Origin of the sequence: Salinicola halophyticus (assembly GCF_003206695.1) — a bacterium.
Classification (GTDB): Bacteria; Pseudomonadota; Gammaproteobacteria; order Pseudomonadales; family Halomonadaceae; genus Salinicola; species Salinicola halophyticus.
In genome coordinates this window covers 117,027-143,481 of sequence record NZ_PZJN01000004.1, presented here as the reverse complement: position 1 = coordinate 143,481, position 26,455 = coordinate 117,027, and the positions used below count along the sequence as shown (strand labels likewise).

18 protein-coding genes are annotated in these 26,455 nt (G+C 62.7%); 11 read left to right on the top strand and 7 right to left on the bottom strand.

Annotated features, from left to right (window positions below):
* Positions 1–11 precede the first annotated feature (11 nt).
* Together DOM58_RS05920 and DOM58_RS05915 are read right to left on the bottom strand one after the other, a co-directional pair.
* Positions 12–461, bottom strand: coding sequence for an NUDIX domain-containing protein (locus DOM58_RS05920; protein ID WP_075562554.1), 450 nt, complete (start codon positions 459–461; stop codon positions 12–14).
* A gap of 137 nt (positions 462–598) precedes the next feature.
* On the bottom strand, positions 599–1,201 hold the full coding sequence (locus DOM58_RS05915; RefSeq protein ID WP_110692151.1) for a pseudouridine synthase: 603 nt from the start codon (positions 1,199–1,201) through the stop codon (positions 599–601).
* 307 nt (positions 1,202–1,508) lie between these two features.
* Here DOM58_RS05915 and clpS point away from each other — a divergent pair, with 307 nt between their 5' ends.
* Complete coding sequence (gene clpS / locus DOM58_RS05910; protein ID WP_425353387.1) at positions 1,509–1,838, top strand: ATP-dependent Clp protease adapter ClpS; 330 nt, start codon at positions 1,509–1,511, stop codon at positions 1,836–1,838.
* A gap of 120 nt (positions 1,839–1,958) precedes the next feature.
* Positions 1,959–4,223, top strand: coding sequence for an ATP-dependent Clp protease ATP-binding subunit ClpA (clpA, locus tag DOM58_RS05905; protein WP_110692150.1), 2,265 nt, complete (start codon positions 1,959–1,961; stop codon positions 4,221–4,223).
* 160 nt (positions 4,224–4,383) lie between these two features.
* On the opposite strand, the gene infA is transcribed toward clpA, so the two are convergent.
* From infA to aat, 3 genes are all read right to left on the bottom strand, one after another.
* Positions 4,384–4,602 (bottom strand): translation initiation factor IF-1, encoded by a 219-nt coding sequence (gene infA, locus DOM58_RS05900; RefSeq protein ID WP_013332816.1) that lies wholly within the window; start codon positions 4,600–4,602, stop codon positions 4,384–4,386.
* Positions 4,603–4,925: 323 nt separating this feature from the next.
* A complete protein-coding gene (locus DOM58_RS05895) occupies positions 4,926–5,684 on the bottom strand; it encodes an arginyltransferase (protein WP_110692149.1) in 759 nt (252 codons plus the stop codon).
* Positions 5,681–6,373: a leucyl/phenylalanyl-tRNA--protein transferase gene (gene aat / locus DOM58_RS05890; protein WP_110692148.1), complete on the bottom strand. Its 693-nt coding sequence runs from the start codon at positions 6,371–6,373 to the stop codon at positions 5,681–5,683. Before aat ends, DOM58_RS05895 begins: the two co-directional genes overlap by 4 nt.
* 156 nt (positions 6,374–6,529) lie before the next feature.
* Here aat and DOM58_RS05885 point away from each other — a divergent pair, with 156 nt between their 5' ends.
* From DOM58_RS05885 to lolA, 3 genes are all read left to right on the top strand, one after another.
* Positions 6,530–8,563, top strand: a complete 2,034-nt coding sequence (locus DOM58_RS05885) for a methyl-accepting chemotaxis protein (RefSeq protein WP_110692147.1) — start codon at positions 6,530–6,532, stop codon at positions 8,561–8,563.
* Positions 8,564–8,900: 337 nt separating this feature from the next.
* Positions 8,901–12,596, top strand: a complete 3,696-nt coding sequence (locus DOM58_RS17685; protein ID WP_245392173.1) for a DNA translocase FtsK — start codon at positions 8,901–8,903, stop codon at positions 12,594–12,596.
* Positions 12,597–12,817: 221 nt separating this feature from the next.
* Positions 12,818–13,474 (top strand): outer membrane lipoprotein periplasmic chaperone LolA, encoded by a 657-nt coding sequence (gene lolA / locus DOM58_RS05870; protein ID WP_075562547.1) that lies wholly within the window; start codon positions 12,818–12,820, stop codon positions 13,472–13,474.
* A 181-nt stretch (positions 13,475–13,655) separates the two neighbouring features.
* Here lolA and DOM58_RS05865 read toward each other — a convergent pair whose 3' ends face one another.
* Complete coding sequence (locus tag DOM58_RS05865) at positions 13,656–15,008, bottom strand: replication-associated recombination protein A (RefSeq protein ID WP_110692146.1); 1,353 nt, start codon at positions 15,006–15,008, stop codon at positions 13,656–13,658.
* A 394-nt stretch (positions 15,009–15,402) separates the two neighbouring features.
* Here DOM58_RS05865 and DOM58_RS05860 point away from each other — a divergent pair, with 394 nt between their 5' ends.
* The 6 genes from DOM58_RS05860 (at position 15,403) to DOM58_RS05830 (ending at position 25,881) form a co-directional block, all read left to right on the top strand.
* Positions 15,403–15,945 (top strand): hemerythrin domain-containing protein, encoded by a 543-nt coding sequence (locus tag DOM58_RS05860; protein ID WP_075562625.1) that lies wholly within the window; start codon positions 15,403–15,405, stop codon positions 15,943–15,945.
* Positions 15,946–16,144: 199 nt separating this feature from the next.
* On the top strand, positions 16,145–17,041 hold the full coding sequence (gene murI, locus DOM58_RS05850) for a glutamate racemase (RefSeq protein WP_245392172.1): 897 nt from the start codon (positions 16,145–16,147) through the stop codon (positions 17,039–17,041).
* A 177-nt stretch (positions 17,042–17,218) separates the two neighbouring features.
* Positions 17,219–18,346 carry a tRNA (uridine(54)-C5)-methyltransferase TrmA gene (gene trmA / locus DOM58_RS05845; RefSeq protein WP_110692143.1) on the top strand — a complete coding sequence of 376 codons (1,128 nt, stop codon included), beginning with the start codon at positions 17,219–17,221 and terminating at the stop codon, positions 18,344–18,346.
* A 199-nt stretch (positions 18,347–18,545) separates the two neighbouring features.
* Positions 18,546–23,366, top strand: a complete 4,821-nt coding sequence (locus tag DOM58_RS05840; protein ID WP_110692142.1) for an NAD-glutamate dehydrogenase — start codon at positions 18,546–18,548, stop codon at positions 23,364–23,366.
* 202 nt (positions 23,367–23,568) lie between these two features.
* Positions 23,569–24,711, top strand: a complete 1,143-nt coding sequence (locus DOM58_RS05835; RefSeq protein WP_110692141.1) for a hypothetical protein — start codon at positions 23,569–23,571, stop codon at positions 24,709–24,711.
* 138 nt (positions 24,712–24,849) lie between these two features.
* Positions 24,850–25,881, top strand: a complete 1,032-nt coding sequence (locus DOM58_RS05830; RefSeq protein ID WP_110692140.1) for a quinone-dependent dihydroorotate dehydrogenase — start codon at positions 24,850–24,852, stop codon at positions 25,879–25,881.
* Between the two features lie 174 nt (positions 25,882–26,055).
* Here DOM58_RS05830 and rmf read toward each other — a convergent pair whose 3' ends face one another.
* A complete protein-coding gene (gene rmf / locus DOM58_RS05825) occupies positions 26,056–26,265 on the bottom strand; it encodes a ribosome modulation factor (RefSeq protein ID WP_075562540.1) in 210 nt (69 codons plus the stop codon).
* Between the last annotated feature and the right edge of the window lie 190 nt (positions 26,266–26,455).

Here is a 26,455-nt window from a genome sequence, read left to right as displayed (position 1 = left end):
CGTAGCCGGTCTCAGCGCTCGCGAATGACCTCGAGGGGATAGCGGCGGCCGTCGCGGGCATCGCGCAAGCGCTGCATCACGACGGGAGTGCGCAGCCGGCGGCCGCGGTCGAGATCGTCGATCTCGTCGAAGGTCAGCCAGTGTGCGCTGATGATGCCTTTGTCGAGGGTGTTGCCCAGATGAGCCAGCGGCAGGCTGAGAAAGGCGTGGCTGTGGAAGGTGAGCCCATCGGGCGTCTGGTGAACATACAGGCCCAGGTAGTCGGTGATGGCGACCTGCCAGGCCGACTCTTCACGGACCTCACGTTCGGCAGCCGCGATCAGGCGCTCTCCGCGCTCCAGGTGTCCGGCAGGCTGGTTGAACAGACTGAACGGCCCGCCGCGATCCTCTTCCACCATCAGGTAACGACCGGCCCGTTCCACGACCACGGCGACGGTCACGCGGGGTGTCCAGCGATTCATGTGATTTCTCCCAACTTGGTACGCCCAACTCGATACGCGGCCCTCGACACCGGGCCGCGGGGCTCACGCCGATCATACCCGGTCTGCGCCAATTCGAAAGTCCGCCAGCGGATAAGCCGTTGCCGGATCGAATATGGTCAGCGTCTTCGACCCGGCCTCGAGCGTCCGGTCGGGGGCTGACGTGGCGAGCTCCGAGGAACGTTGACGGTTTCCCAGCGCGACTCACCGGGCTGCAGGCCGTCCAGACGCCATGGGCCGATCGCGACACGAATCAGACGCAGCGTGGGGTGGCCCACGTGGGCCGTCATCCGGCGAACCTGACGATTGCGCCCCTCGCGTAGCTCGATCGCCAGCCAGGTGGTGGGGATCGATTCACGATAACGCACCGGCGGATCGCGCGGTGCCGGCTCCGGTTCGGCCAGGCGCCTGACTCGGGCAGGCCGGGTCGGGCCATCCTTCAGAGTGACGCCCTCGCGCAGTGCCTTGAGGGCGGCCTCGTCCGGCTCGCCCTCGACCTGGACCCAGTACTGTTTCGGCAACTTGTGGCGCGGATCGCTGATGCGGTGTATCAGGGCGCCGTCATCGGTCAGCAGCAACAGGCCTTCGGAATCGTAATCGAGGCGTCCGGCGGGATAGACGTCTCGCACATCCAGATGGTCGGCCAGGGTGGGTCGGCCCTGGCCGTCAGTGAACTGACAGAGAACGTGATAGGGCTTGTGCAGTAGATAGATTCGACTCATTCCGGTCGCCGACGCGCCTCTGAGCGGATGGGTTGATGACCTTCGACAGAGCGACATCGTGGCGGTCGAGGGCTGTCGTGACTATTTTGAATAGGGACTTGTTTGAACGAGGGCTTGCATACGAACCCCGTCGGCCGCATCTTCAAGGAACCTCCGGGCTCCGATGGTATCCAATACCTGACCTCAGTCCCAACTCGTACCCGAGCCGATGCATCCAGGGCTTCATCCAGATTGTGCCAAGAACCGTATGTCAGAGATCGTAGAAAAACTATCGTCCTATCCGTTTCGGAGGTCATCGATTATGGGTATGACGCGGCCCCCTGATCCCGACCATCAGGAGCAGGGCGACGTCGCCGAGCAGGTTTCCGACCCGCAGCTGGCGCCACCGCCCATGTACAAGGTCGTGCTTTATAACGACGACTACACACCCATGGAGTTCGTGGTCGAGATCCTGCAGCGATTCTTCGTCATGGACAGCGAGAAAGCGGTGCAGATCATGCTTGCCGTTCACACCCAGGGCAAGGCGACCTGCGGCATCTTCACCCGCGACATCGCGGAGACCAAGTGTCATCAGGTCAACGAATATGCCAGAGAGTGTGAGCATCCCCTCATGTGTGATGTGGATGCCGCAGAGTAGAGAAACCGATAGCGGTCACATATCGTTGACGCATTTGTCCCAGAGGACTTGCGAAACCGCCAATTGTGCCCGATTGTGAAAGTGCCGACCGACGCCCTCAGTGGCTAAAAGGGGACTGCCATGTTGAGTAAAGAACTTGAACTCACCCTGAACACGGCCTTCACCGTGGCGCGCTCGAAGCGACACGAGTTTATGACCGTGGAGCACCTGTTGCTGGCGCTTCTCGATAATGCCTCGGCAGCCGATGTGCTGAACGCCTGCGGCGCGAACCTGGAAAAGCTTCGTGCCGATCTGCAGGACTTCATCAATTCCACGACCCCGCTGATTCCCGAAGAGCAGGAAGATCGGGAAACGCAGCCGACGCTGGGCTTCCAGCGTGTGCTTCAGCGTGCGGTCTTTCATGTGCAATCCTCCGGCAAGAGCGAAGTGACCGGTGCCAATGTGCTGGTGGCGCTCTTCTCAGAGCAAGAGAGCCAGGCGGTCTATTTCCTCAAGCAGCAGAGCGTGGCTCGCGTGGATGCGGTGAACTACATCGCCCACGGCATCTCCAAGGTGGCCGGCCACGGCCAGTCACAGCAGCCGTCGCCGGAGTCCGAAGAGGGCGAGGAAGCGGCCGGCGAGAACGGTCAGAGCCCGCTCTCCAACTACGCCACCAATCTCAATGATCAGGCGCGCCTGGGCAAGATCGATCCGCTGATCGGCCGCGATCACGAGCTCGAGCGAGTGGTGCAGATCCTGGCGCGGCGACGCAAGAACAACCCGTTGCTGGTAGGTGAGGCCGGCGTCGGCAAGACCGCCATCGCCGAAGGTCTGGCCAAGCGCATCGTCGAGGAAGACGTTCCGGACGTCATCGCCGACGCAGTGGTCTACTCGCTCGACATGGGCGCATTGCTCGCCGGCACCAAGTATCGCGGCGATTTCGAGAAGCGGCTGAAGGGTTTGCTTGCCGATCTGCGCAAGCAGGACAACTCGATTCTGTTCATCGACGAAATCCACACGGTGATCGGCGCCGGCGCCGCTTCCGGCGGGGTAATGGACGCCTCGAATCTGCTCAAGCCGTTGCTCTCCTCGGGTGAGCTGCGCTGTATCGGTTCGACCACGTTCCAGGAATTCCGCGGCATCTTCGAGAAGGACCGCGCGTTGGCACGGCGTTTTCAGAAGGTGGACGTGCCGGAGCCGACCGTCGAGGACACTATCCATATTCTCAAGGGGCTACGCGGGCGCTTCGAGGAGCACCACCAGCTGAAGTACACCGATGCGGCGCTGGAGAGCGCCGCGCGGCTGGCGGATCGCTACATCAACGATCGCCATCTGCCCGACAAGGCGATCGACGTCATCGACGAGGCCGGTGCGCACCAGCGTCTGCTGCCGCCGGAAGCGCGCATTGCCACGATCGATGTCGATCAGGTCGAGGCCGTGGTGGCCTCCATCGCGCGCATTCCACCGAAGAGCGTCTCCAGCTCGGATCGCAAACTGCTCTCCAATCTGGAGCGCGATCTGAAAATGCTGGTGTTCGGTCAGGACGAAGCGATCACCAGTCTCTCCGCCGCGATCAAGCTGTCACGCGCCGGGCTCAAGTCCCCGGACAAGCCGGTGGGCAGCTTCCTGTTCTCCGGCCCGACCGGCGTCGGCAAGACCGAAGTGGCGCGGCAGCTGTCGCTGCTGATGGGCATCGAGCTGGTGCGGTTCGACATGTCGGAATACATGGAGCGCCACACGGTATCGCGGCTGATCGGTGCGCCTCCGGGCTATGTCGGCTATGACCAGGGCGGGCTGTTGACCGAGGCGATCACCAAGCAGCCTCACTGCGTACTGCTGCTGGACGAAATCGAGAAGGCGCATCCGGAAGTCTTCAACCTGCTGCTGCAGGTAATGGACCATGGTCGTCTGACCGACAACAACGGCCGTGAAGCGGATTTCCGTCACGTGATCGTGATCATGACGTCGAACGCCGGGGCCGAGCAGATCTCGCGTCGCTCGATCGGTTTCCAGACTCAGGATCATTCGACCGATGGCATGGAAGTGATCCGTCGCACGTTCACGCCGGAGTTCCGCAACCGTCTCGACGGGATCATTCAGTTCCATGGTCTCGAGCCGTCCATCGTGCGCAATGTCGTCGACAAGTTCCTGGTCGAATTGCAGGCGCAGCTGGACGAGAAGCGGGTGCAGCTGGATGTCGATGACGACGCTCGTGCTTGGCTTGCCGAGAAGGGCTACGACCCGGAGATGGGGGCGCGTCCGATGGCCCGCGTCATCCAGGAGAAGCTCAAGAAGCCGCTGGCCGAGATGATCCTGTTCGGCGAGCTGGCCGAGAACGGCGGCCTGGTGCATGTGCGCGTCGAAAACGACGAGCTGCAGCTCGAGACCGAAGCCGAAATCGCCTGACGCAGCAGCGGCAAACGACAACGCCTCGCCATGGTCGACATGGCGAGGCGTTTTTGATTCTGTCGTCGTTTGCGTCGCCTGCCTGACGTGGAACCAGCGTGTCAGATGCGTTCAGGGAGGCGAGCGGCCGCTGGCGCGATGGGCCGAGCGAGTCGCGATATCAGCGAGAGCGGTAGACGATGCGGCCTTTGGAGAGGTCGTAAGGAGTCAGTTCCACTTTGACCTTGTCACCGGTCAGGATACGAATGTAGTTCTTGCGCATCTTGCCGGAAATATGGGCGGTCACGACATGACCGTTTTCCAGTTCGACGCGGAACATGGTGTTGGGAAGCGTGTCGACGACGACGCCTTCCATTTCGATGTGATCTTCTCGTGCCATATAGGCGATCCCTCTTGACGTTTTGAGCTAGGGCTTGGTGAGGGCCTGGCATGGCGCCTCGCGGTCGGCAATCGACGTAATATGACGCGAACAGCAGTGTCGCCGTCCACGTTATCATCGTGCCAGCCCGCCATTGGGCCTCTGAAGTGCGCGATATTATGGGCCATCTCGCCGGGGAAGGCAAAAATACGCTTGAAATCGAGCCGGAAGCCCCTGGCGAATGCCAGACCGGACCGCTTTGTCATCATGGCCGAGCCCGGTTTCGCTGGGGCGCTTTTGATAGGAGAGCGCTACTGTCGGATCAGGAGGGCGCTACTGTCGGATCAGGAGAGCGCTGCTGTCGGAACCATGCGCTGCCAGCGTCCGCCGTTGAGGTACTCGAGCGGCTGGTAATCCTGCTTGTAACGCATTTTCTGGCTCTCTCGGATCCAGTAGCCCAGGTAGACATGGGGCAGATGGCGTTCACGCGCGAGTTCGAGCTGGCTGAGGATGGCGAAGCTACCCAGCGAGCGTCGTTCGAATATCGGATCGGGGTCGAAGAAGGTGTAGATCGCCGAAAGTCCATGACTCAAGATATCGGTGGCGGCCACCGCCATCAGATGACCGCCGAGTCGAAACTCCAGCAGCTTGGCGAACGGATGCGCCTGGGTCAGAAACATCCGGTACTGCTCCCGGCTGGGCGGGAACATGTCGCCATCGGCATGGCGGGCGCCGATATAGCGGGCGTAGAGCGCGTAGTGCTGCTCGTCGAACTCGGTCGGCCGCAGTCTCAGCGTCAGGTCCCGGTTGCGGTTGATCAGCTTGCGCTGCGTTCGAGACGGGACGAAGTCATCCACCGGTATCCTGACCGACGTGCAGGCGCTGCAGGCCTCACAGTGGGGGCGGTAGAGATTGCTGCCGCTGCGCCGGAATCCCAGCAGGGTTAGCGCGTCGTAGACTTCCGGGGCTACGGTCTCCTGAGGGTCGAGAAACAGCGTCGTTGCCTCTCGTCCCGGCAGATAACTGCAGGGATGTGGCACCGTCAGGAAGAAACGAAGGTCACGTGTCTGACGCTGCGGGCCATTCGCGTTGTCGCTGCTCACGTTGGCTCCGTTGGCCAGAGATCGGCCGGGTTGGGTGCGTTGACGTTTTTCTCAAGATAGTTGATGAACGTCTCGCGGGCGATGTCTCTCGCCCCCATGCTGGCCAGGTGCGGCGTGTGCATCTGGCAGTCGATCAACGCGAAGTCGCGCTGATGGAGTTCGTGTGCCAGATGAACCAGCGCGATCTTCGAGGCATCGGCGGCGCGGCTGAACATCGATTCACCGAAGAAGATCCGACCGATCGACAGCCCGTAGAGCCCACCGACCAGCGTCTCCTGGTGCCAGACTTCCACGCTATGCGCGTGTCCCAGCCGGTGCAGGTCCTCGTAGGCCCGACGCATGGCATCGTCGATCCAGGTGCCATCGGTGTCGGCGCGAGTCTCGGCGCAGGCGGCGATGACACGTTCGAAGGCGACGTCGAACGTCACTCTGAACCCCCCGTTGCGTAGCCGCTTGGATAGACTTCTCCGGATCCGAATCTCTTCGGGGAACAGCACCATGCGCGGATCGGGCGACCACCACAGAATCGGCTGGCCTTCGGCGTACCAGGGGAAGATGCCATGACGGTAGGCGTTCAGCAGCCACTCGGGCGTCAACGCGCCGCCGGCGGCGAGCAGCCCATCGGGATCATCGAGAGCGTGAGTGACCGGAGGAAAAGCGACGATATGGGGCGGTAGCCAGGGGAGCATGCATCACGACCGAATGAGAAGGCGGCTGAAAACGCCAGCCATCATATCAATGCTGGTCGCATCTTGCGCGATGCGGATTTTTTCTCGTGGGCGTTATCAAGATTGTCACTGTCGCCGCCGATAGATTGTCCGACTACTCAACTCGCGGAAAGACTCATGGCTGCACTCCGACAGCGTCTTCGCCATGCCAGTATCGGTATCAAGCTGGCTTCCATCGTTGCCTTGTTACAGGTCGCCGTGCTGATGGGGCTGGCTTTCGCCATGGCCCAGTCAAGCACGACGCAGCTGCGTGCGGCCACCCAGCACGAACTGCAGACCCAGCAGGACTCCATCACCGACATGCTGTCGCTGTTCGATTACAGCCTGCAGCAGCAGGCCGATCGCTTCCTGAATATCTTTTCCGATCAGTATTCGGGCCGGTTCTCGTTGAGTCCGGATCAGCAGGTGGAGGTCTCCGGGCGCCAGACTCCGACGTTGAAAGATGGGCTGGAGGTGCTCAACGACAACACCTGGAAGCTCGATCGCTTTACCGCCCAGACCGGGACGCCGGCGACGATCTTCGCCCGCGACGGAGACGATTTCGTGCGGATCTCCACCTCTCTCAAGAACGAGGCGGGCGAGAGGGCAATGGGAACGTTGCTCAAGCGTGACTCTAAGAGCTACGCCAAACTGATGGCGAATGAGCCCTACATCGGCCTGGCCAATCTATTCGGGACCTCCTACATCACCAAGTACCAGCCGATTCAGGACAGCGATGGCAACGTAGTCGGGGCGCTTTTCGTCGGGGTCGATGTCAGCGCAGAGATGGCACAGGTGCAGAATCGCATTCGCGAAATGGGCATCGGCGATGCCGGCTACACCATGCTGATCTCGGCCGTAGGTGATGCGCGGGGCCAGGTCATAGCCGGTGGACCTTACGAGGGGCAGAATCTGCTGGACGGCGAGCTGGCCGATACCTATGCGCCGCTCTTCGACCAGACAACCGGTGAGATCGACTACCAGGCCAGCGACGGTGACGAGCGCCTGGTCTCCTACTCCCGCTATCCGGAGTGGCAGTGGATCGTGGCCGGCTCGGTCTCGGTGGACGAGATCCAGGCCGGGGTCATTGCCGCGCGGGACCGCTTCCTGTTGATCGCACTGGGCTTGGCCGCGGCGCTGGGTCTGACGCTCTACTGGATCGTCAAGCAGCTGGTGACCCGACCGATGAACCGTGCGGTGGGTCTGGCACAGGCGCTGGCGCAGGGGGACCTGTCGCAGCGTATCGATACACGCCGACGTGACGAGATCGGCCAACTGATCGCCGCCATGAACGGCATCGGCGACGGGCTCGAACGTATCGTTGGCCAGGTGCGCGGTGCGGTCGCCTTGACGGAAAATCATACTCGGGAACTGGCATCCGGGAATGCCGAACTGGCATCGCGCACCGAATCCCAGGCGGCCAGCCTCGAAGAGACCGCGGCCAGTACCGAAGAGATCAATGCCACGGTGCGCCAGAACGCGCAGCGAGCGCAGGAAAGTGACGAGCAGGCGCGACGCACGGCGCAGGCTGCCGGCGAGGCGCAGAGTACGGTCGAGGCCACGGCCGACGCCATGCAGCGTATCGTCGCCATGGCTCGTCAGATATCCGAGGTCGTCGGAGTGATCGATGGCATCGCGTTTCAGACCAATCTGCTGGCTTTGAACGCTTCCGTCGAGGCCGCTCGGGCCGGCGAGCAGGGCAGAGGATTTGCCGTGGTTGCCCAGGAGGTGCGGAGTCTGGCGGAGCGTTGCGCGACCTCGGCGCAGGAGATCAAGGCGCTGATCGGCCGCACCGTCGACGAGGTCGATAGCGGCAATCTGCGAGCCGTCGAAGCAGGCGAACGTGTCGCCGAAATCGTCTCCCAGGTGGAGCGCATCAGTACGCTGATCTCGGAAATCCGTCTGGCCTCCGATGAGCAGTCCCACGGGATCGAGCAGATCAACGTGGCGATTTCACAGATCGACGAGAGTACGCAGAGTAACGCGGCGCTGGTGCGCCAGTCCCACGCCTCGACCCAGCAGCTTAGCGAGCAGAGTCGCGGGCTGGCCGATACCGTCGCCCTGTTTCGTCTGCGTCACGCGCCTCAGGTCGGTTCCGACGAATCCGAGACGGCTCCGCGGGTATCCGGCACCGGGCAGCGAACGGTGGTCGAGGATTCGCTGCCGGCCTGAATCGATAGGTTGCGAGATAGGGTTGCGAGATAGGGTTACGAGATAAGGCTGCAAGATAGGGCGACAATCGTAACGCCGCGAGCTCGCGGCGCCCCCTGTGATGTCGGCCCCGCCCCCGGTATGATGGCGAATCGAAAGAGCCGGACCCGCCAGTGGGTTCGGCCGCTGATCGCCAATGCCGCGAGCGGAATGGAATGCCGCCAGCGGCGTGGCAGTTGATTGTGCTACGCCACGCCAGATCTGGCGCGAGGGGGTTGATCATTTGAGTGCCAAGAGTTCGGCTAAGAAGAGCCGTCGTTCATCAACGCAAGCGCAAGCCAGGGAGCAGGCCCGCCACGTGATCATGCGCCTCCAGGGTGTGACTCGCGAGGGCGCGGTGATCCTGCTGCTCGCCATCTGCGTCTTTTTGCTGTTGGCGCTGTTCAGCTACACGCCGACGGATCCGGGGTGGTCGCACAGCGGACCGGATCAATCCGTTTCCAACTGGATGGGCCCGATCGGCGCCTGGCTATCCGACGTTCTTTACTCACTGTTCGGCGCCAGCGCGCTGTGGTGGCCGGGCATGTTCGGCCTCGGCGCATGGCGCCTGATGCGTCAGGCGCAGGTTCAGATCGCCTGGGATCCGGTCGCCCTGGCCGTTCACACCGGTGGTCTGCTGCTGCTGTTGATGAGCACCACGACGCTTGGCGATCTGCACTTCTACAGTGCGGCCAGCGAACTGCCCAATCAGGCCGGCGGTATTCTGGGGCGGGGTATCGCCGGCTCTCTCACCTCGCTGGTGGGGGTGAGGGGGACCACGCTGATCGCCATTGCCGCTTTCATGTCGGGCTTCACGCTGTTTTCCGGGATGTCCTGGTTGACGGTGATGGACGAACTCGGCAGTTCGCTCAGCCGCCTCTTCCATTGGTCGAAAGCGCGCGCCGGCGAGCGACGTGAGGTTCGCGAGACCCGCCGGATCGACAGGGCCGAGGCGCGTCGCGAAGCGTCCATCGAGCCTGCGGGTGTCGAACGTGACGATGAGGAAGATTCGGTCAGCGAAGATGACACGCCACGCAAGACGGCGTGGTGGGCGCGCTGGTTGCCCTGGCACTGGTTATCCTGGAACAGGGCGCCGGATCTGGAGCAGTGGGACGACGACGCCGGCTATGCCCGGCAGAGCCGTCAGGAACCCGCCTGGGAAAACGCCGTCGGCGTGACCGACGGCGGCGAGCGTCATGAATCCTCCCTTTGGCGCAACGATGGTCGCACGGACATTCCGTGGGACATTCCGGCGCGCACGCCGTCGGCCAAACGGCCGGAAGCGTCCTATACCGCTCGCCAGCAGCGCGACGAGAGCCGTGAGCCGACCCTGGGCTCCGTACCGCTGGATGCCACCCCGGCGCAAGATAGCGAGCCGACGCCGCGGCGCGCTTCGGCGGCAACGCGTCCGGTCACCGACGCTGGCGTACGTTCGTCCGGTGTCGAGCCGGCGTCGAATCGCATCTCCGCCCACGATCCGGTTTCAGGTATTGCTGCGAGTTCGGTGACAACGGCAGGCGCCAGGAACGAAGCCGGTGCCAACGATAGAGTGTCGTCGGAGCCCCAGTCGGACAGTTCAGCATTCCGTGCCGACGTTACACGGCGACGTATTCCGGACGCCTTTCAGGCCCCTGCTGGTGCTCCTTCTGGCTTCGCCGGCAGAGTCGATCCTGAGATTTCCTCGCAAGGCGACGCTTCCCTCGGTGTCGATGAGAGGAATGTTGATGAGAGGAATGTCGATGGCAGGGGCATCGATAAAAGGGGCATCGATGAAAGGGGCGTTGATGAAAGGCAAGGCGCTGAAGCGACCTTCGACACGACTTCAGGCCCCGATAGACGCTCTGACGCCGACCGGCATCCGGTGCCTGAAGCAGGCCGCAGTTCGGTAGCGACGTCGTGGCCGTCTCGGGATGACGAGCGCCAGGTATCACCGGCAGATGAACCGCACTTCTCCGGCCTCGCGGCAGACGATGACGACGCACCCACGCAGCAGTGGGGCATTAGCGCCGATCGTCATGAGCCCGCGTCGACCTGGCAGCCAGAGGACGACGCCGATGACGAATCGGTCGCCGGCCCCCTCGAAACGTCGCCTTCCTGGCAGCAGGACGCTTCGCGAGATCGGTCCGGCATCGATTGGCGCAAGGCCGAAGCCGAGGGTGGCGAGATCCCGGCGCTTTCGGCCTTCCCGGATAATGAGCCGGTCGATGAACCGAGCGATAGGCCAGCTCGATCCGCGACCGAAAGCCCGGCCCGACGTCAGGAGCCGCGTTTCGATATTGAGGATGACGCCGAGGCTGTGGACGACAACGATAGCGAGCTCGCCGGAGGGGCGCGATCGTTTCAGCATGCGCCGGCACCTCAGCATTCGCCATCAGCGTCAGAATCGGCATCCGTGCCCAACGTGGCCACCGCCGCGCAGGCAAGGGCCGCGGCCGGCGACCAGCCGACGCTGTGGACGGTCGAACATCTGCAGAGCCAGCGCCCGGTGATGGACGACATGCCTGAGCCGAGTGGCAATCTGCCGTCGATTCGCCTGACCACACCCGCCGATCCCGAGCAGCCCAACTACACCCCCGAGCAACTCGAAGACATGGCGGAACTGCTCGAGATGCGTCTGCGTGAATATGGCGTCAAGGCGGAAGTGGTCGAGACCTGGCCCGGCCCGGTCATCACCCGCTTCGAGATCCGTCCGGCGGCGGGCGTGAAGGTCTCCAAGATCAGCAACCTGGCCAAGGATCTGGCGCGTTCGTTGATGGTCAAGAGCGTACGCGTGGTCGAGATCATTCCCGGCAAGCCCACGGTGGGCATCGAAATTCCCAATCCCAACCGGGCGATGATTCGCATTCGCCAGGTGCTGGATTCCGATGTCTATCAGAACGCGGAGTCCCCGGTCACCTTGGCTCTGGGCCAGGATATCGGCGGCAACCCGGTGGTCGCCAATCTCAACAAGATGCCCCATCTCCTGGTGGCCGGCACCACCGGCTCGGGCAAGTCGGTGGGTATCAACACCATGCTGGTGTCGATGTTGCTCAAGGCGACGCCGGACGAAGTTCGCATGATCATGGTCGATCCCAAGATGCTCGAGCTCTCCGTCTACGACGGCATTCCGCATCTGCTGGCACCGGTCGTCACCGACATGAAGGAAGCGGCCAACGCGCTGCGCTGGTGTGTCGCCGAGATGGAGCGGCGCTACAAGCTGATGGCGGCGATGGGCGTGCGCAACATTGCCGGCTTCAACGCCAAGCTCGATGAAGCCGAGAGCCACGGGGCGCAGGTTCAGGACCCGATGTGGGAACCCCAGCCGTGGGAGATGCACCAGCCGCCGCCGACGCTCGCGAAGCTGCCCTACATCGTGGTGGTGATCGACGAATTCGCCGACATGTTCATGATCGTCGGCAAGAAGGTCGAGGAGCTGATCGCGCGTCTGGCCCAGAAGGCGCGAGCGGCGGGTATCCACCTGATCCTGGCGACCCAGCGGCCTTCGGTCGACGTGGTCACCGGCTTGATCAAGGCCAACATCCCCACGCGCATGGCGTTCCAGGTCTCGTCCAAGATCGATTCGCGCACGATCCTCGATCAGGGGGGCGCCGAGAACCTGCTGGGCCACGGTGACATGCTATATCTGCCGGCCGGTGCCGGCATGCCGCAGCGGGTCCACGGTGCGTTCGTCGACGACGATGAAGTGCATCGTATCGTCGAGGACTGGAAACGTCGTGGTGAGCCGGAGTATATCGAGGAGATTCTTTCGGGCGGCGTTTCCGCCGACGCACTGGCAGGGCTCGAAGCCGACGGCGGCGATGGTGACGATGCCGAGCAGGATGCGCTCTACGACGAGGCCGTACAGTTCGTCACCGAGACGCGGCGGGCTTCGATTTCCGCTGTGCAGCGTCGTTTCAAGATCGGCTACAACCGCGCCGCGCGACTGGTCGAGGCGATGGAACAGGCCGGCGTCGTGACCTCGATGGGTAACAACGGCTCACGCGAAGTGCTGGCCCCGCCCCCCGTCGGCCACTGAACGATCGCTTACGGCCACGGGGCAGCGTTAAACCCCGTGGCCGTTTTGCTGTCCAACGCTTCAACATGCCGGATGAAAGCTACCGGGAATGAAGACAACTGGTAGATGATCGTCGGCCGAGATTCGCCAATTCACGACTCATCGTTTCAAGACTCGCCGTTCGAGGCTCGCCGTTCGAGGCTCGTCGTTCCAAGACTCGCTGTTTCAAGAAAGGAATATCCATGCGCAAGATGAAGACGTTGGCTATCGCCGGAGCCGTGTTGCTGGCGCCGGCATTGATGACCCAGGCGGCAGTGGCCGATCAGGCCTCTGCCGATCGCCTGACACATCTGCTGGAGCCGCTGAAGACTTATTCGGCGGATTTCGAACAGCAGATTCTGGATGCGTCGGGGTCGAGCCTGCAGGACACCAGCGGTCACATGTGGCTGTCGCGGCCGGGGCATTTCCGCTGGGAAGTGAACGAGCCCTATCGCCAGCTGGTCGTCTCCGATGGCGATGAAGTCTCGCTGTACGATCCGGATCTGGAGCAGGTCACCATCCAGCCGCTGGATGACCGCGTCACGCACACACCGGCACTGCTATTGTCGGGGAGCGCTTCGGAGCTGGCCGATAACTACGACGTGTCACGTCAGCAGCAGGGCGCCAGCGAGACCTTCACCCTGGTGCCGCAGGCTAATGACACCCTGTTCGAGCAGCTCAAGCTGACCTTCTACAGCGAGCAGCTCGACGCGCTGCAGATGACCGACAGCACCGGGCAGCGCACGGCGATCGACTTCGACAATGCCGAGACCAATACCGATATCGATCCGGCGCAGTTCCAGTTCCAGCCTCCCGAAGGCGCCGACGTGATCCGCGAGCAGTCGCCCGCGACCCCGTAAGCGGTTCGTTCGTCGATTGATTCGCCCCTGCCGTGGTTCCCACGTCGGGGGCGAATTTTTTCTGCAGCGGCAGCGGGCTCGGCCGAACGGGCCGAGGGAGTTGGTTCCGCCAGGCAAGGACGTCAATCAGAGTTCGGTAACCGGATCTCGTTGATTAGGGCCGTCGATCAGAGCTCTTCGATCAGGCCGCGCCATCGGCCTGTCGATCCAGCTCCTCGCGCCACGCCTGCATCTGCTGGAAACGCTTTTCATGGCCGAACTCGCTGGCGGCGTAGAAGTGCATTCTGGGCAGATTTGGTGGCCAGCAGTCGTGGGCACTGCCGGCTGGATAGCCGTTGGGCTCGCCATGAGCGTAGCGGTAGCCGTCACCATAGCCCAGCGACGCCATCAGCTTGGTAGGGGCGTTGCGTAGGTAGACCGGCACTTCGAGGTTGGGGTGTTCGGCGACGTACGCCTTGGCCTGGCTCCAGGCCTGATCGATGCGGTTGCTCTTCGGCGCGATCGCCAGGTGGATCGCGGCGTGGGCAATGGCGCGCTGGCCTTCGTAATCGCCGAGTCGCAGGTAGGCATCCCACGCCGCTATCACCAGCGGTAACGCGCGCGGGTCGGCATTGCCCACGTCTTCCGAGGCGATCGCCGCGAGACGTCTGACGACATCCAGCGGATCGCCGCCACCGCTGATGAACTGGGCCATGTACAGAAGGGCGGCGTCGGGGCGCGAGGAGCGAATCGATTTGTGGATGGCGGACAGCAGGTCGTAATAGTGCTCGCCCTGCTTGTCGAAGGCGGCGGCCTGGTGGCCGATGACTTCGATCACCGCGTCACGATCGAGATGCTCTCCGTGTTCGTCGGTCTTGACGAAATCGCAGGCGGTTTCGAGCAGGCCCAGGGCGCGCCGGGCGTCGCCGGAGGCCGCTCGCGCCAGGATCGAGAGCGTCTCGTCGCTGGCGCGGATGTTGCGCTGTCCAAGGCCCAGCGTCTCGTTGGCCAGGGCGCGCTTCAGCACCGTGATCAGCTCGTTGTCGTCGAGCGTCTTGAGCACGTAGACCCGTGCGCGGGAGAGCAGCGCCGAGTTGACCTCGAAGGAGGGATTTTCGGTGGTCGCGCCGATCAGCGTCAGCAGGCCCGATTCGACGTGCGGCAGCAGGGCGTCCTGCTGACTCTTGTTGAGACGGTGAATCTCGTCGAGAAAGAGCAGAGTCTGGCGCTCGCGCATCTGTCCTTCGCGGGCGCGTTCGACCGCCGCGCGGATATCCTTGACCCCGGCCATCACCGCGGAGAGCTGCTCGAGCCGGGCACCGGAGGCCTCGGCGAGGATTTCGGCCAGCGTCGTCTTGCCGACACCCGGCGGTCCCCACAGGATCATCGAGCGAACGCTCGCCGTCTCGGCCATTCGGCGTAGCGGTTTGCCGGGGCCGACCAGTGCCTGCTGGCCGACGTAGTCTTCCAGTCGGCGCGGTCGCATGCGATAGGCAAGAGGCGCGCTATCCGGCTGGGTGTCGCCTCGCGAGGCATCGTCGGTGAAGAGATCCATGGCATCATCCAGGCTGGCTGAGGGCAACGAAACCGTACATTTCGCTACAGCGATTCAGACGTTAGGCGTAGAGCGTTTATTCGGAAAACCGCTAGGGTAGGAAATTCTAGCGTGCCGTTGGCGATACGCCCAATTGCCTGTCGATTGGATCCGGTTCTTCACGGGTACCGTTTCCTCGCACACATGTTCTTCACAGAACACGTTCTTCACACAACACGGTCTTCGCACAACACGCTATTCTGGCATCACGCTATTGTTCTGACACCCGACGAGTCTGGAACTACACTTGGCTTGCGGTACGCTATTCTGGCATTGCGCCAACCTGGTATTACATCAGGCTGACAAGGCAGCGTGATCGAGATCACGCTTCCCGGACAGGAGTCTCACCATGCCCATGCTGACCCAATTGCGTCAGGACCATGCCAACATGGCGCGCCTGCTGCATGTGTTGCAACTCAAACACAAGACACTGGCCGCTGGAGATCGTCCCGATTTTCGGCTGATTCGGGAAGTGGTCGATTACATCCTCGACTACATGAACGGATTCACGATTCCCCTGGAGCGCATCTGCAGCGAACAGCTGGTGGCCAAGGAGTCGCACATCCATGAGCTGAGCAGTCGGCTGGCCGATGACTACCAGCATCTCCATCAGCAGTTGATGCAGCTGTCTCAGGATATCGACATGATCCTGATGGATGGCGTCATGCCGATGGACAAGTTTGCCGAAGATCTCCGCTCCTATCTCGAGGCGCATCGCGCCTATCTGCGCGCCGAACGCGAAGAGCTGTTCCCGCTGATACGTGAGCACTTCGACGAGGAAGACCTGGCGCGCCTGGCCGAGGAGATGCCTGCCCAGGCCGGCGCCGAACTGGCGCGGCTGCAGGAGGCCTATCCGGAGCTGTACACCGAATTTCGCGAGGCTCCCTCTCCGCTCTAGTCGTTTTCGCTATAGTCGTGTTCGTTATAGTTGTTTTGGCTATAGTCGTTTTCGACGCTGCGCCCCGGGGTGGCAATCGTCCCGGCCGTCTGCCAGCACGGATCCTCGATCTCCAGCCTCTCCTCACGACGACGATCGCCACTGCGCGATCGTCGTCGTTTGCGTAGAATATGGCGCTGAATCGACGCGCGAGGGCGGAATGGATCGATCGCATGAGATGCCGATTTCCCCGGCGAGGGCCAGAGTTGATGCACTGATCTTCGACTCGGGCGTCGGCGGTCTCTCCGTCAGCGCCGAGATTCGCCGACATCTGCCGCAGCTCTCGCTCGGCTACGTTTGTGACAACGCGGCGCTGCCGTACGGTACCCGGGAAGACGCCTGGCTGGTGGCGCGAATCGTCAGCGTCTGCGAACGCGCCTACGAACATGCCCGGCCGCGCGCGCTGGTCATCGCCTGCAACACGGCCAGTACGCTGGCGCTGGACGCACTTCGCCAACGCCTGTCGATTCCAGTGATCGGTACCGTGCCGGCGATCAAACCGGCCGCTGCAATGAGCGAGCATCGGATCATCGGATTACTGGCCACCAGCGCTACCGTTCATCGGCCTTATCTGGATCGGCTGATCGAAGAGTTTGCCGTCGATTGCCAGGTCGTGCGCGTGGCGGCGGACCCGCTGGTAATCGAGGCGGAGCGTCTGTTGCGGGGGCTGCCCATCGACGCCTCGGCACTGGCGACCGCGATCGCGCCGCTGAGGGCCGCGGTGGGTCTCGACGTAGTGGTGCTGGGGTGCACCCATTTTCCGCTGTTGCGCGAGCCGCTCGAGGCTCTGTTGCCGAGGGGCGTTCGCTGGATCGACTCGGGCCAGGCCATTGCCAGACGCCTGAGTGCGGTGCTGTACGAACCTGGCGTCGCGGGCGATCGTGACGGACCCCCGTGGCCACCGGAGGTCTCAGGGCTCCCGGAGGCATCCGTTGCGGAGCCCGGGGCGGCCAGCTGGGCCACGGCTGCTTCGGCGGTAGGGCTGGCCTTGGCGTTGGCACGATTCGGCTACGCGCCGCCGACGATGCTCGAGGTCGATTCACCGCCGTCAGGGTAGATTGCTCCAGATTTCATGTCTCGGTTTAGGCGCTCGTCTTTTCCGATCCTGGGTTTGGGAATCGATTTTCGAGGGTTTCAAAGGCTTCTTTTTAAGAACGTATTTCCAGAGCTTATTTTCAAGGACCTATCTTCCAAGGATCTATCTTCCAAGGACTTATCTTCAAGGACTTATGGTGTGGTGATTTTCGATATAGACCCTTCCCGCTACGACGCCCAGCTCGAAGCCAAGCGCGAGCGAATCGAACGGCAGTTCGCCCGGTTCTCGCCGCCGACTCTGGAAGTCTTCGCGTCGCCGCCATCGCACTATCGCATGCGCGCCGAGTTTCGGATCTGGCACGAGGGAGATGATCTCTACTACGCCATGTTCGAGGCTGATCCGGAGGCGCCCCTGCAGCGAGGCCGGGTCGCCCAGCGCGTCGTGCGGGTCGATCGCTTCCCGGTCGCCAGCGAGCGGATCAACGCGCTGATGCCGCAACTGCTGGACGCAATTCGCGACGAGCCGCTGATGCGTCGCAAGTTGTTCCAGGTCGAGTTCCTCACCACGCTGAGCGGCGAGGCGCTGGTCACCATGATCTACCACAAGCCGCTGACCGAGGAGTGGGAGGCGCGCGCCCGCGAACTGCAGGCCCAGCTCGGCGTGTCGTTGATCGGGCGTTCCCGCAAGCAGCGGCTGGTGCTGGATCGGGACTACGTCTGGGAGCGACTGGAGGTGGATGGTCGCGAGTTTCGCTATCAGCAGGTCGAGAACAGCTTCACCCAGCCCAATGCCGAGATCTGCCGTTCGATGCTGCACTGGTCGCGGGATGTGACTCGTGACGCGACACAGGAAGGCCAGGATGATCTGGTCGAGCTCTACTGTGGCAACGGCAACTTCACGGTGGCGCTTGCAGAGAACTTTCGCCGCGTGGTCGCCACCGAAATTTCGCGGACCTCGGTCGCCTCCGCCCAGGCCAACCTCGAGGCCAATGCGATCGACAACGTGCACGTCGCCCGGATGGCGGCAGAGGAGTTCGCCCAGGCGCTGAGCGGGGAAAAGCAGGGTCGCCGAGTCACCGCCATGCAGCTCGACGAATGCCATTTCTCGACCGTTCTGGTCGACCCGCCGCGGGCCGGGCTGGACGCCGAAAGCTGCGAGCCGCTGATGCGTTATCAGCGTATTGTCTATATTTCCTGTAATCCCGATACACTGGCCGCCAATCTCGAGCAGCTGAGCCAGACCCATCGCGTGACGCGAATGGCACTGTTTGACCAATTCCCGTGGACGGACCACTGTGAGTGCGGGGTGCTGCTCGAGCGTCGATAGCCGCCAAACCCGGCAATCAAACCTCGACGGCCGATATTGTCAATCGTTAGTGCTGTCGAGCAGGGTCGCCGCCGATGCATAACCGACATGCGTCATGACGAAGCTTCAATTGAGTGGGGCGCCGTGTGACGCTGACGTAAGCTCCCATCCTATTGAATGCGGCCGCCATATTGACGGTCGATGCCAGCCGAGGTGATAGATGCAACACGTCGCGATCGAGGGAAAAACGGAATTTCTGGAACAGCTGAAAGAAAAGCTGTCCAAGCGCCTCCCCGAAGACAAGGTCAAGCGGATCACGGCGTTCGCCGAGGATCTTTACGCCACCGCGCCTTTCGAAGAGGCCGCGGATCGGCAGCTCGATGACATCTACGGCGCCACACTGGCAGCCTGGCACTTCATGCGGACCTTCGATCCCGACGAGGCCAAGGTGCGGGTCTTCAACCCCAATTTCGAAGCGCATGGCTGGCAGTCGCCACACACCGTCGTCGCCGTACTTCATCGCGACATGCCGTTTCTGGTCGACTCCGTGCGCATGGAGCTCAACCGCCGCGGGCTGACCCTGCACGCGATCCATAACGCGGTGCTGGCGGTCGAACGAGACGCGCGCCACCACGCCACGCGGATTACCGGGACTCGGGCTGAAAAGGCGCCGGAAGCGCGCGAGTCGATCATCCTGATCGAGGTCGACCGCCATACCGACAGCGATACGCTGATCGATCTGGAGCAGGGCCTGCGCGACGTGCTGCTCGACGTACGCACGGCCGTCGTCGACTTCGATCCGATGCGCGACAAGGCTCGCGAGATCATCGCCGAGCTGGAAAAACGACGTTCGGAAGGGGTTGCCGAGGACGATCAGCAGGAGACCGTGGCGTTTCTCAAGTGGCTGCTGGACGAACACTTCACCTTTCTGGGCTATGCCGAAAGCCGCCAGGTCGGCAGTGGCAAAAAGGCCCATGGCGAGCGTGTCAGCGGTAGCGAGCTGGGCGTGCTGAAGCTCGACCAGCCGCGCTACCGGGAGCCGGTGCGCTTCGAGCAGGACAAGGGTTCCGCGCTGCTGCACTTTGCCAAGAGCGCCTATCATGCACGCGTCCATCGTCCAACCTACCCGGACTACATTGCCATCACCCGGCATGACGCCAAGGGCAAGGCGATCGGCGAATGGCGTTTCTTCGGTTTGTTCACCTCGCTGGTCTACAACGAGTCGCCGCGCACGGTTCCGGTTCTGCGGCGCAAGGTACAGGCGGTGATCGACGCCGCCGGCGTCAATCCCAAGGGCCACAACGGCAAACTGCTGCTGCAGGTGCTGGAAGTGCACCCGCGCGACGACCTGTTCCAGAGCTCCACCGAGGAGCTCAGCCGGACCGCATTCGGCATCCTCAATATTCGTGAACGCCGCCGCGTGCGTCTGTTCGTCCGCGAAGATCGTGCCGGTCAGTTCTACTCCTGCCTGGTCTTCGTGCCGCGGGATATCTTTTCCACCGATCTGCGCCTGCGCATTCAGAATCTGCTGTGCGAAGAGCTCGACGCGACCTTCGCCGACTTCAACCCGTACCTCTCCGAGTCGATTTTGGCGCGGATCCAGTTCACGTTGCGCTTCAATGGCGACAAGCCGGTGGCGTTCGACGGCCGCGCGCTGGAAAAGAAGATCATCAATCTGGCGCGCAACTGGCGCGAGGAGCTGCACGGCGCGCTGATCGAAAGCCTCGGCGAGGAGGCGGGCAACCGCCGGGTCCAGACCTTCCGTGACGCCTTCCCCGGCAGCTATCGCGACGACTTCGCGGCACGCACTGCCGCCAATGACATCCGTCATCTCGAGGCGCTCGACGACGGCGCGCCGATCGGCGTCAGCCTCTATCATCTGGCCGAGAGTGCGGCGGAGAGCGTCAATCTCAAGCTCTACCATCTCGAGACCCCGATTCCGCTCTCGGACATGCTGCCGGTGCTCGAGAATCTCGGTCTGCGCGTCATCAGCGAGCGGCCCTATCGCATCGCCACCGAACACCAGACCTACTGGATCCATGATTTCACCTTTGAATATCGCGGCGTGGGCGAGGTCGATCTGCGCGACATGCGCGACAACTTCATCGATGCGTTCACCCGGATCTGGGTCGGCGATGCCGAGAACGATCGTTACAACCGGCTGATCATCGGCGCCGATCTGGACTGGCGCCAGGTGGCGGTGCTGCGCGCCTATGCGCACTACATGAAGCAGCTGCGGATCGGGCTGTCGCAGGCCTACATCGCCAGCACGCTGGCTGCCCACGCCGATATCACCCGGGGTCTGACGCGGCTGTTTTCGCTGCGGTTTTCGCCGGAAACGACCAAGCAGCGCGACGAACAGTGCCAGGCCTGCATCGACGAGCTCAACGCGATGCTCGATCAGGTGGCCAGCCTCAACGACGACCTGCTGCTGCGCCGCTATGTCGATCTGATCCAGGCCACCGTGCGGACCAACTTCTTCCAGCCGGGCGAAGACGGCAGTACCAAGGCCTACATCTCGTTCAAGCTGGAGCCGAGCAAGGTGCCGGGCATGCCCAAGCCGCGGCCGATGTTCGAAGTGTTCGTCTACTCGCCGCGGATGGAAGGCGTTCACCTGCGCGGCGGCAAGGTCGCGCGCGGGGGCTTGCGCTGGTCGGATCGCAACGAGGATTTCCGCACCGAGATTCTGGGGCTGATGAAAGCGCAGCAGGTCAAGAACTCGGTCATCGTCCCGGTCGGCGCCAAGGGTGGGTTCATCTGCAAGCGGATGCCGGAAAATGCCGACCGCGATGCTATCCAGGCCGAAGGGATCGAATGCTACCGGACGCTGATCCGGGGCCTGCTGGATCTCACCGACAATCTCGACGGCACCACCGTGGTACCGCCGCTCAACGTCGTCCGTCACGATCCGGATGACCCGTATCTGGTGGTGGCGGCCGACAAGGGCACGGCGACGTTCTCCGACTATGCCAACGCGATCTCGATCGAGTATGACTTCTGGCTGCGCGACGCCTTCGCCTCCGGCGGGGCCCAGGGTTATGACCACAAGGGCATGGCGATCACCGCGCGCGGTGCCTGGGAGTCGGTCAAGCGCCATTTCCGGGAGATGGGCCTGAACACCCAGGAAGATACCTTCAGCGTACTGGGTATCGGCGACATGGCCGGCGATGTCTTCGGTAACGGCATGCTGCTGTCCGACAAGATTCAGCTGGTCGGGGCCTTCAACCACCGCCATATCTTCGTCGACCCCAAGCCGGATGCCGCCAAGTCCTTTGCCGAGCGCAAGCGCCTGTTCGCATTGCCGCGGTCGAGCTGGTCGGATTACGACGACAAGACGATCTCCGAAGGTGGCGGCATCTTCTCCCGCGATGCCAAGTCGATTCCTGTCTCCGCGGCAATGAAAAAGGTCTTCGGCATCAAGGTCGACAAGCTGTCGCCGAACGATCTGATCAACGCGATGCTCAAGTCGAAGGTCGACCTGGTCTGGAATGGCGGCATCGGCACCTACGTCAAGGCAGCCAGCGAGAGCCATGCGGATGTCGGCGACAAGGCCAACGACGGGTTGCGGATCGATGGCCGGGATCTCAACTGCCGCGTGGTCGGCGAGGGTGGCAACCTGGGTCTGACCCAGCGCGGACGCATGGAAGCGGCGGAGAAGGGCATCCGCGTCAATACCGATTTCATCGACAATGCCGGTGGCGTCAACTGTTCGGACCACGAGGTCAACATCAAGATCCTGCTGGACGGTATCGTTCAGCGTGGCGACATGACCGAGAAGCAGCGCAACCAGCTGCTGGTCGAGATGACCGAGGAGGTCGGCGAGCTGGTCGTGCGCGACAACTATCGCCAGACCCAGGCGCTGTCGCTCTCCGAGCTGCAGTCCAAGGAGGGGCTTGGCCCGTATCGTCGCTTCATCAACGAGCTCGAAGCGGCCGGCAGTCTCGATCGTGAACTTGAGTTCCTGCCCAGCGACGAACAGCTGATCGAGCGCAGCAATGCGGATGGCGGCTTGACCCTGCCGGAGCTCAGCGTGCTGATCTCCTACGCCAAGAGTACGCTCAAGAGCGATCTGATCGCCGCCGAGCTGCCGGCGGACCCGCAGTTGCAGCAGCACGTGACGAAGGCGTTTCCCGCCACCCTGTCGGAGCGCTACCCGGACGATCTCTACCAGCACCGCCTCAAGCGCGAGATCGTCGCGACCCAGATCGCCAACGACCTGGTCGACCACATGGGTATCACTTTCGTGCGGCAGCTACGCGACTCCACCGGCGCCTCGCGAGTGGAGATCGCTCAGGCCTACGTGATTGCGCGCGACAGCTTCGGGTTCAATCAGCTGTGGGAGCAGATCGAAGCGCTGGATCATCGTGTCGAGAGTCAGACGCAGTACGCCATGATGCTCGACCTGATGCGCCTGCTGCGCCGCGCGACGCGCTGGTTTCTGCGTCACCGAGGCTCGCTCAGCATCAAGGAGTGTGTCGAGCAGTACGCGCCCCAGCTGGCACAGTTGCAGGAAGATATCGGCAATCGCCTCAATGGCGACGAGCGAGAAGCCTGGGCCAAGCGCTGCGAAGCGCTGGTCGAGGCCAAGGTGCCGGAAGCGTTGGCTTCGATCGTTGCCGCGGCGTCCAATCTGTACGCCGGACTCGGGATCATTCGCGCCGCCCGCACCAGTGGCGATAAAATCCAGCGGGTTGCCGAGACCTATTACGCCATCGGTCAGCGTCTGGAGCTGCCGTGGGTGATGCAGCAGATCAATAGCCTCGAGGTGCGCGATAGCTGGCAGGCCCAGGCGCGGGAGACCTTCCGCGACGATCTGGATCGTCAGCAGTTGGCATTGACGGTGAAAGTGCTGGGGATGACGGATGCGCCGCGTGAGGTTGAGCCGCGGGTCGAACATTGGCAGGAACAGCACTCGCCGCTGCTCGAGCGCTGGAATGCGTTGCTGGCCGAGATCGGAACGGGCGCATCGATCAGCTTCCCGCTGGTGGCAGTGGCGATCCGCGAACTGGTCGACCTTGCCGAGAGTGAAAGCGAGGGATAAGGTGGCGACAGGCAGGCGGGCGGCAAGGCCGCCCGCTCTGGATGATCGTGACGAGCAACAGCGATGTTGCTCGCTGCGCGTCAGGCCACAGGTTTTCTGGTAGCAAGACGACAAGACGTCTGTCGGCAGCCTTTTAAGGTGCGTCGGTGGGCGTCTCTGTTATGCTTTGCTCCGATTCGGTCGCAGAATGCAGAGAGGCCCCATGAAGTATCGCGTATTGTCCAGTTTATTCGTGGCGTTGAGCCTGGCGGGCGCCAGCACTCAGGTTCTGGCTCAGAGCGAAGCATTGAAGGATGCTCAGGAAGCAGCCAGCAAGGTCGATCTGACCCACTTTTTCAAATCCGATTCCGATGCGCGCAGCCGGAGCTTCTTCTTCGGGGGCCTCCACCAGCATCCGTTCACGGTCGACGAGGCGGGACGCTATCGGTTCACCAGTTCGACGCTGCCGGGGGAGTCCGACGATTACAAGATCTCGGCCAAACTCGTGGACAGCAACGGCAAGGTGCTGACCAGCGGTTCGGGATTGGGCTCCACCGGGGGGCTCAAGCTGACGCAGGAACTCGAGCCGGGTGATTACTCGCTGCAGGTTTCCGGGCAGAAGTTCGGGACCACCAAGACGGGCGGGAACAGTTTCAACGTCGATGTCGCGAGACTGGATGCCAGCGGCAACGTGGTCGGCAGCGATGATGGCGGGGTCGACAACGGCGGCGGCATCATGTTCGGCGGGCCTGGTCCCAGTGGCCGGACCACGGCGTTCGTCGATGAAGGCGACCAGGTCGCGACCTTGAGCGCGCCGGGACGTAAGGCGGCCAGCAGCGTCAGCGCCAGCGGGGCGGCTTCCCAAAGCGCTTCGACAGGGCAGCGCAGTTCGACTGGGCAGGGTGGTTCGGCAGGACAGGATGACGCCACCTTCGGCACCACCAACACCGGCACGGCGGCAAAACCGAGCTCTGCGACAGATGCCTCGAGCGCCTCCGAGAGCAGTAGGGCCCGCAACAACCAGCCGGACTTGCCCGATGCTTTCGACGAGGTCGTGGCTGATATCGAGATTCGCCAGGAAGGCCAGGTGTTGAGCTTTGATGTCGTCGACCGGGGCACGGTCTCGATCGCCAGCTCGACGTTCCCTGGCAACGAGGGCACGTATCGCCTCCAGGCTAAGGTTCTCGATGCCAATGGTAATACGGTGGCCAGCGACGAGGGCTCTCTTGCCGACGGCGATTTCGATATCGAGAGCGTGCTGCAGCCGGGTCGCTATCGCGTCTGGGTCAAGGGACAGCGGTTCGGTTCAGCCATGAACGGCGCCAACAACTACACCTTGCGCGTTCAGCAACTCGACACGCAATAACGGCTCGTGCCATGACACGGCCCGGTGCATCGTCGCCGGGCCTTGTCGTTGCTGGGCGTCGAATTCGTGTCGCCGCGTCGAGTTGGGATATACTCGCCCGCCGCTACTGCCCCCTTTCGTTACCGACGAGATTTTTCCATGTACGCCCTCGTTCGCTCCCTGTTGTTTCGGTTAGAACCCGAGACCGCTCATCGACTCACGCTGACCGCGCTGGATACCGCGCATCGGGCGCGTCTGACCAGTATGCTGGGCGATGCCTACGTGGCGTCGGCCTCCACCGAGTTGATGGGGCTGGCGTTTCCGAATCGGGTCGGACTGGCAGCGGGCTTGGACAAGAATGCCGACCATCTGGACGCCCTCGGGGCGCTGGGCTTCGGTTTTGTCGAAGTCGGTACGGTGACCCCCAAGCCGCAGCAGGGCAATCCCAGGCCGCGTCTGTTTCGATTGGCCGGGCCGCAGGCGATCATCAACCGGATGGGATTCAACAACGCCGGCGTCGACCATCTGGTCGCCAATGTGCGGAAGAGCCGCTACAACGGTGTCATCGGCATCAACATCGGCAAGAATCTGACGACACCGGTCGAGCGCGCAGTGGATGACTACGTGACCTGCCTGCGCAAGGCCCATGGCGCTGCACACTACGTGACGGTGAATATCTCCTCACCCAACACGCCGGGGCTGCGCAATCTTCAGTTCGGTGATCATCTCGACGGCCTGCTCGGGGCGCTGAAGACCGAGGCGTCCAGGCTCGATGCCGAATCCGGCCGTCGCGTGCCGCTGGCGGTCAAGATTGCCCCGGACATGACCCGAGACGAGATCGCCCTGGTGGCGGAGACGCTTCAGGCCAACGACATCGACGGCGTCATCGCAACCAATACCACGGTGTCGCGGGAGCACGTGACGGGCATGCCGCACGCCCACGAGGCGGGAGGATTATCGGGCGCGCCGCTGTTCGCGAGTTCGACGGCGGTGGTCCGGGAATTGAGGCGCCTGTTGCCGACGATGCCGATCATCGGTGCGGGCGGTATCGACAGCGGCGTTCGGGCGAGCGAAAAATGTCAGGCCGGGGCCGATCTGGTCCAGCTCTATACCGGCTTCATCTATCGCGGTCCCGAACTGATCGGCGAGTGCGTACGGGCGACCCAGAACGACGACCGCCAGCCAGCGTGAGCCCCGGGCGAATACGTTCGACGGCAAGGGCACGCGATGATAAGAGCGTTTCAAGAGCGAGACGGGTAGGAGTACGCGGTAAGGCGGTGAATGAAGCGACCGACTCGAGCCAAAAAGCGGGCAATAAAAAGGCCCGCCAGTAGCGAGCCTTGATCATGCCGAGGTAAGCGGCAGCTACGTCATCACCGCGGGGTTCTTATGGATACCCGAAACGCCTGTCATTCCGGCCCACTGGTCTCCGCGACCCTCACGCCATCCGCTCATCCAGTTTTCACGCAGATTCACTTCCTGGCTGGGACACTCATCGCGTGAGCGACCGACGATGCCAGCCTTGTAGCCGTGGAGAAATGCCCGCTGGTTGCGATCACGTTTCTGTCGTTTCATCGTGTAGTAGCCTCTTGTCTGAACAAGTGCATCTCCTGGGGAAAACCACAGCCAGTCGATCGGCACAAGGCCAAATTCGACAGGCTGCCCGCGAAAACGTCCGGACAGGCAAACCGCATGCGTTGTTTCGTAGCTACGACTGTCATCTTTAGTCGAAATGAGAAACGATGTCGATAGGCGTTTTGTCATA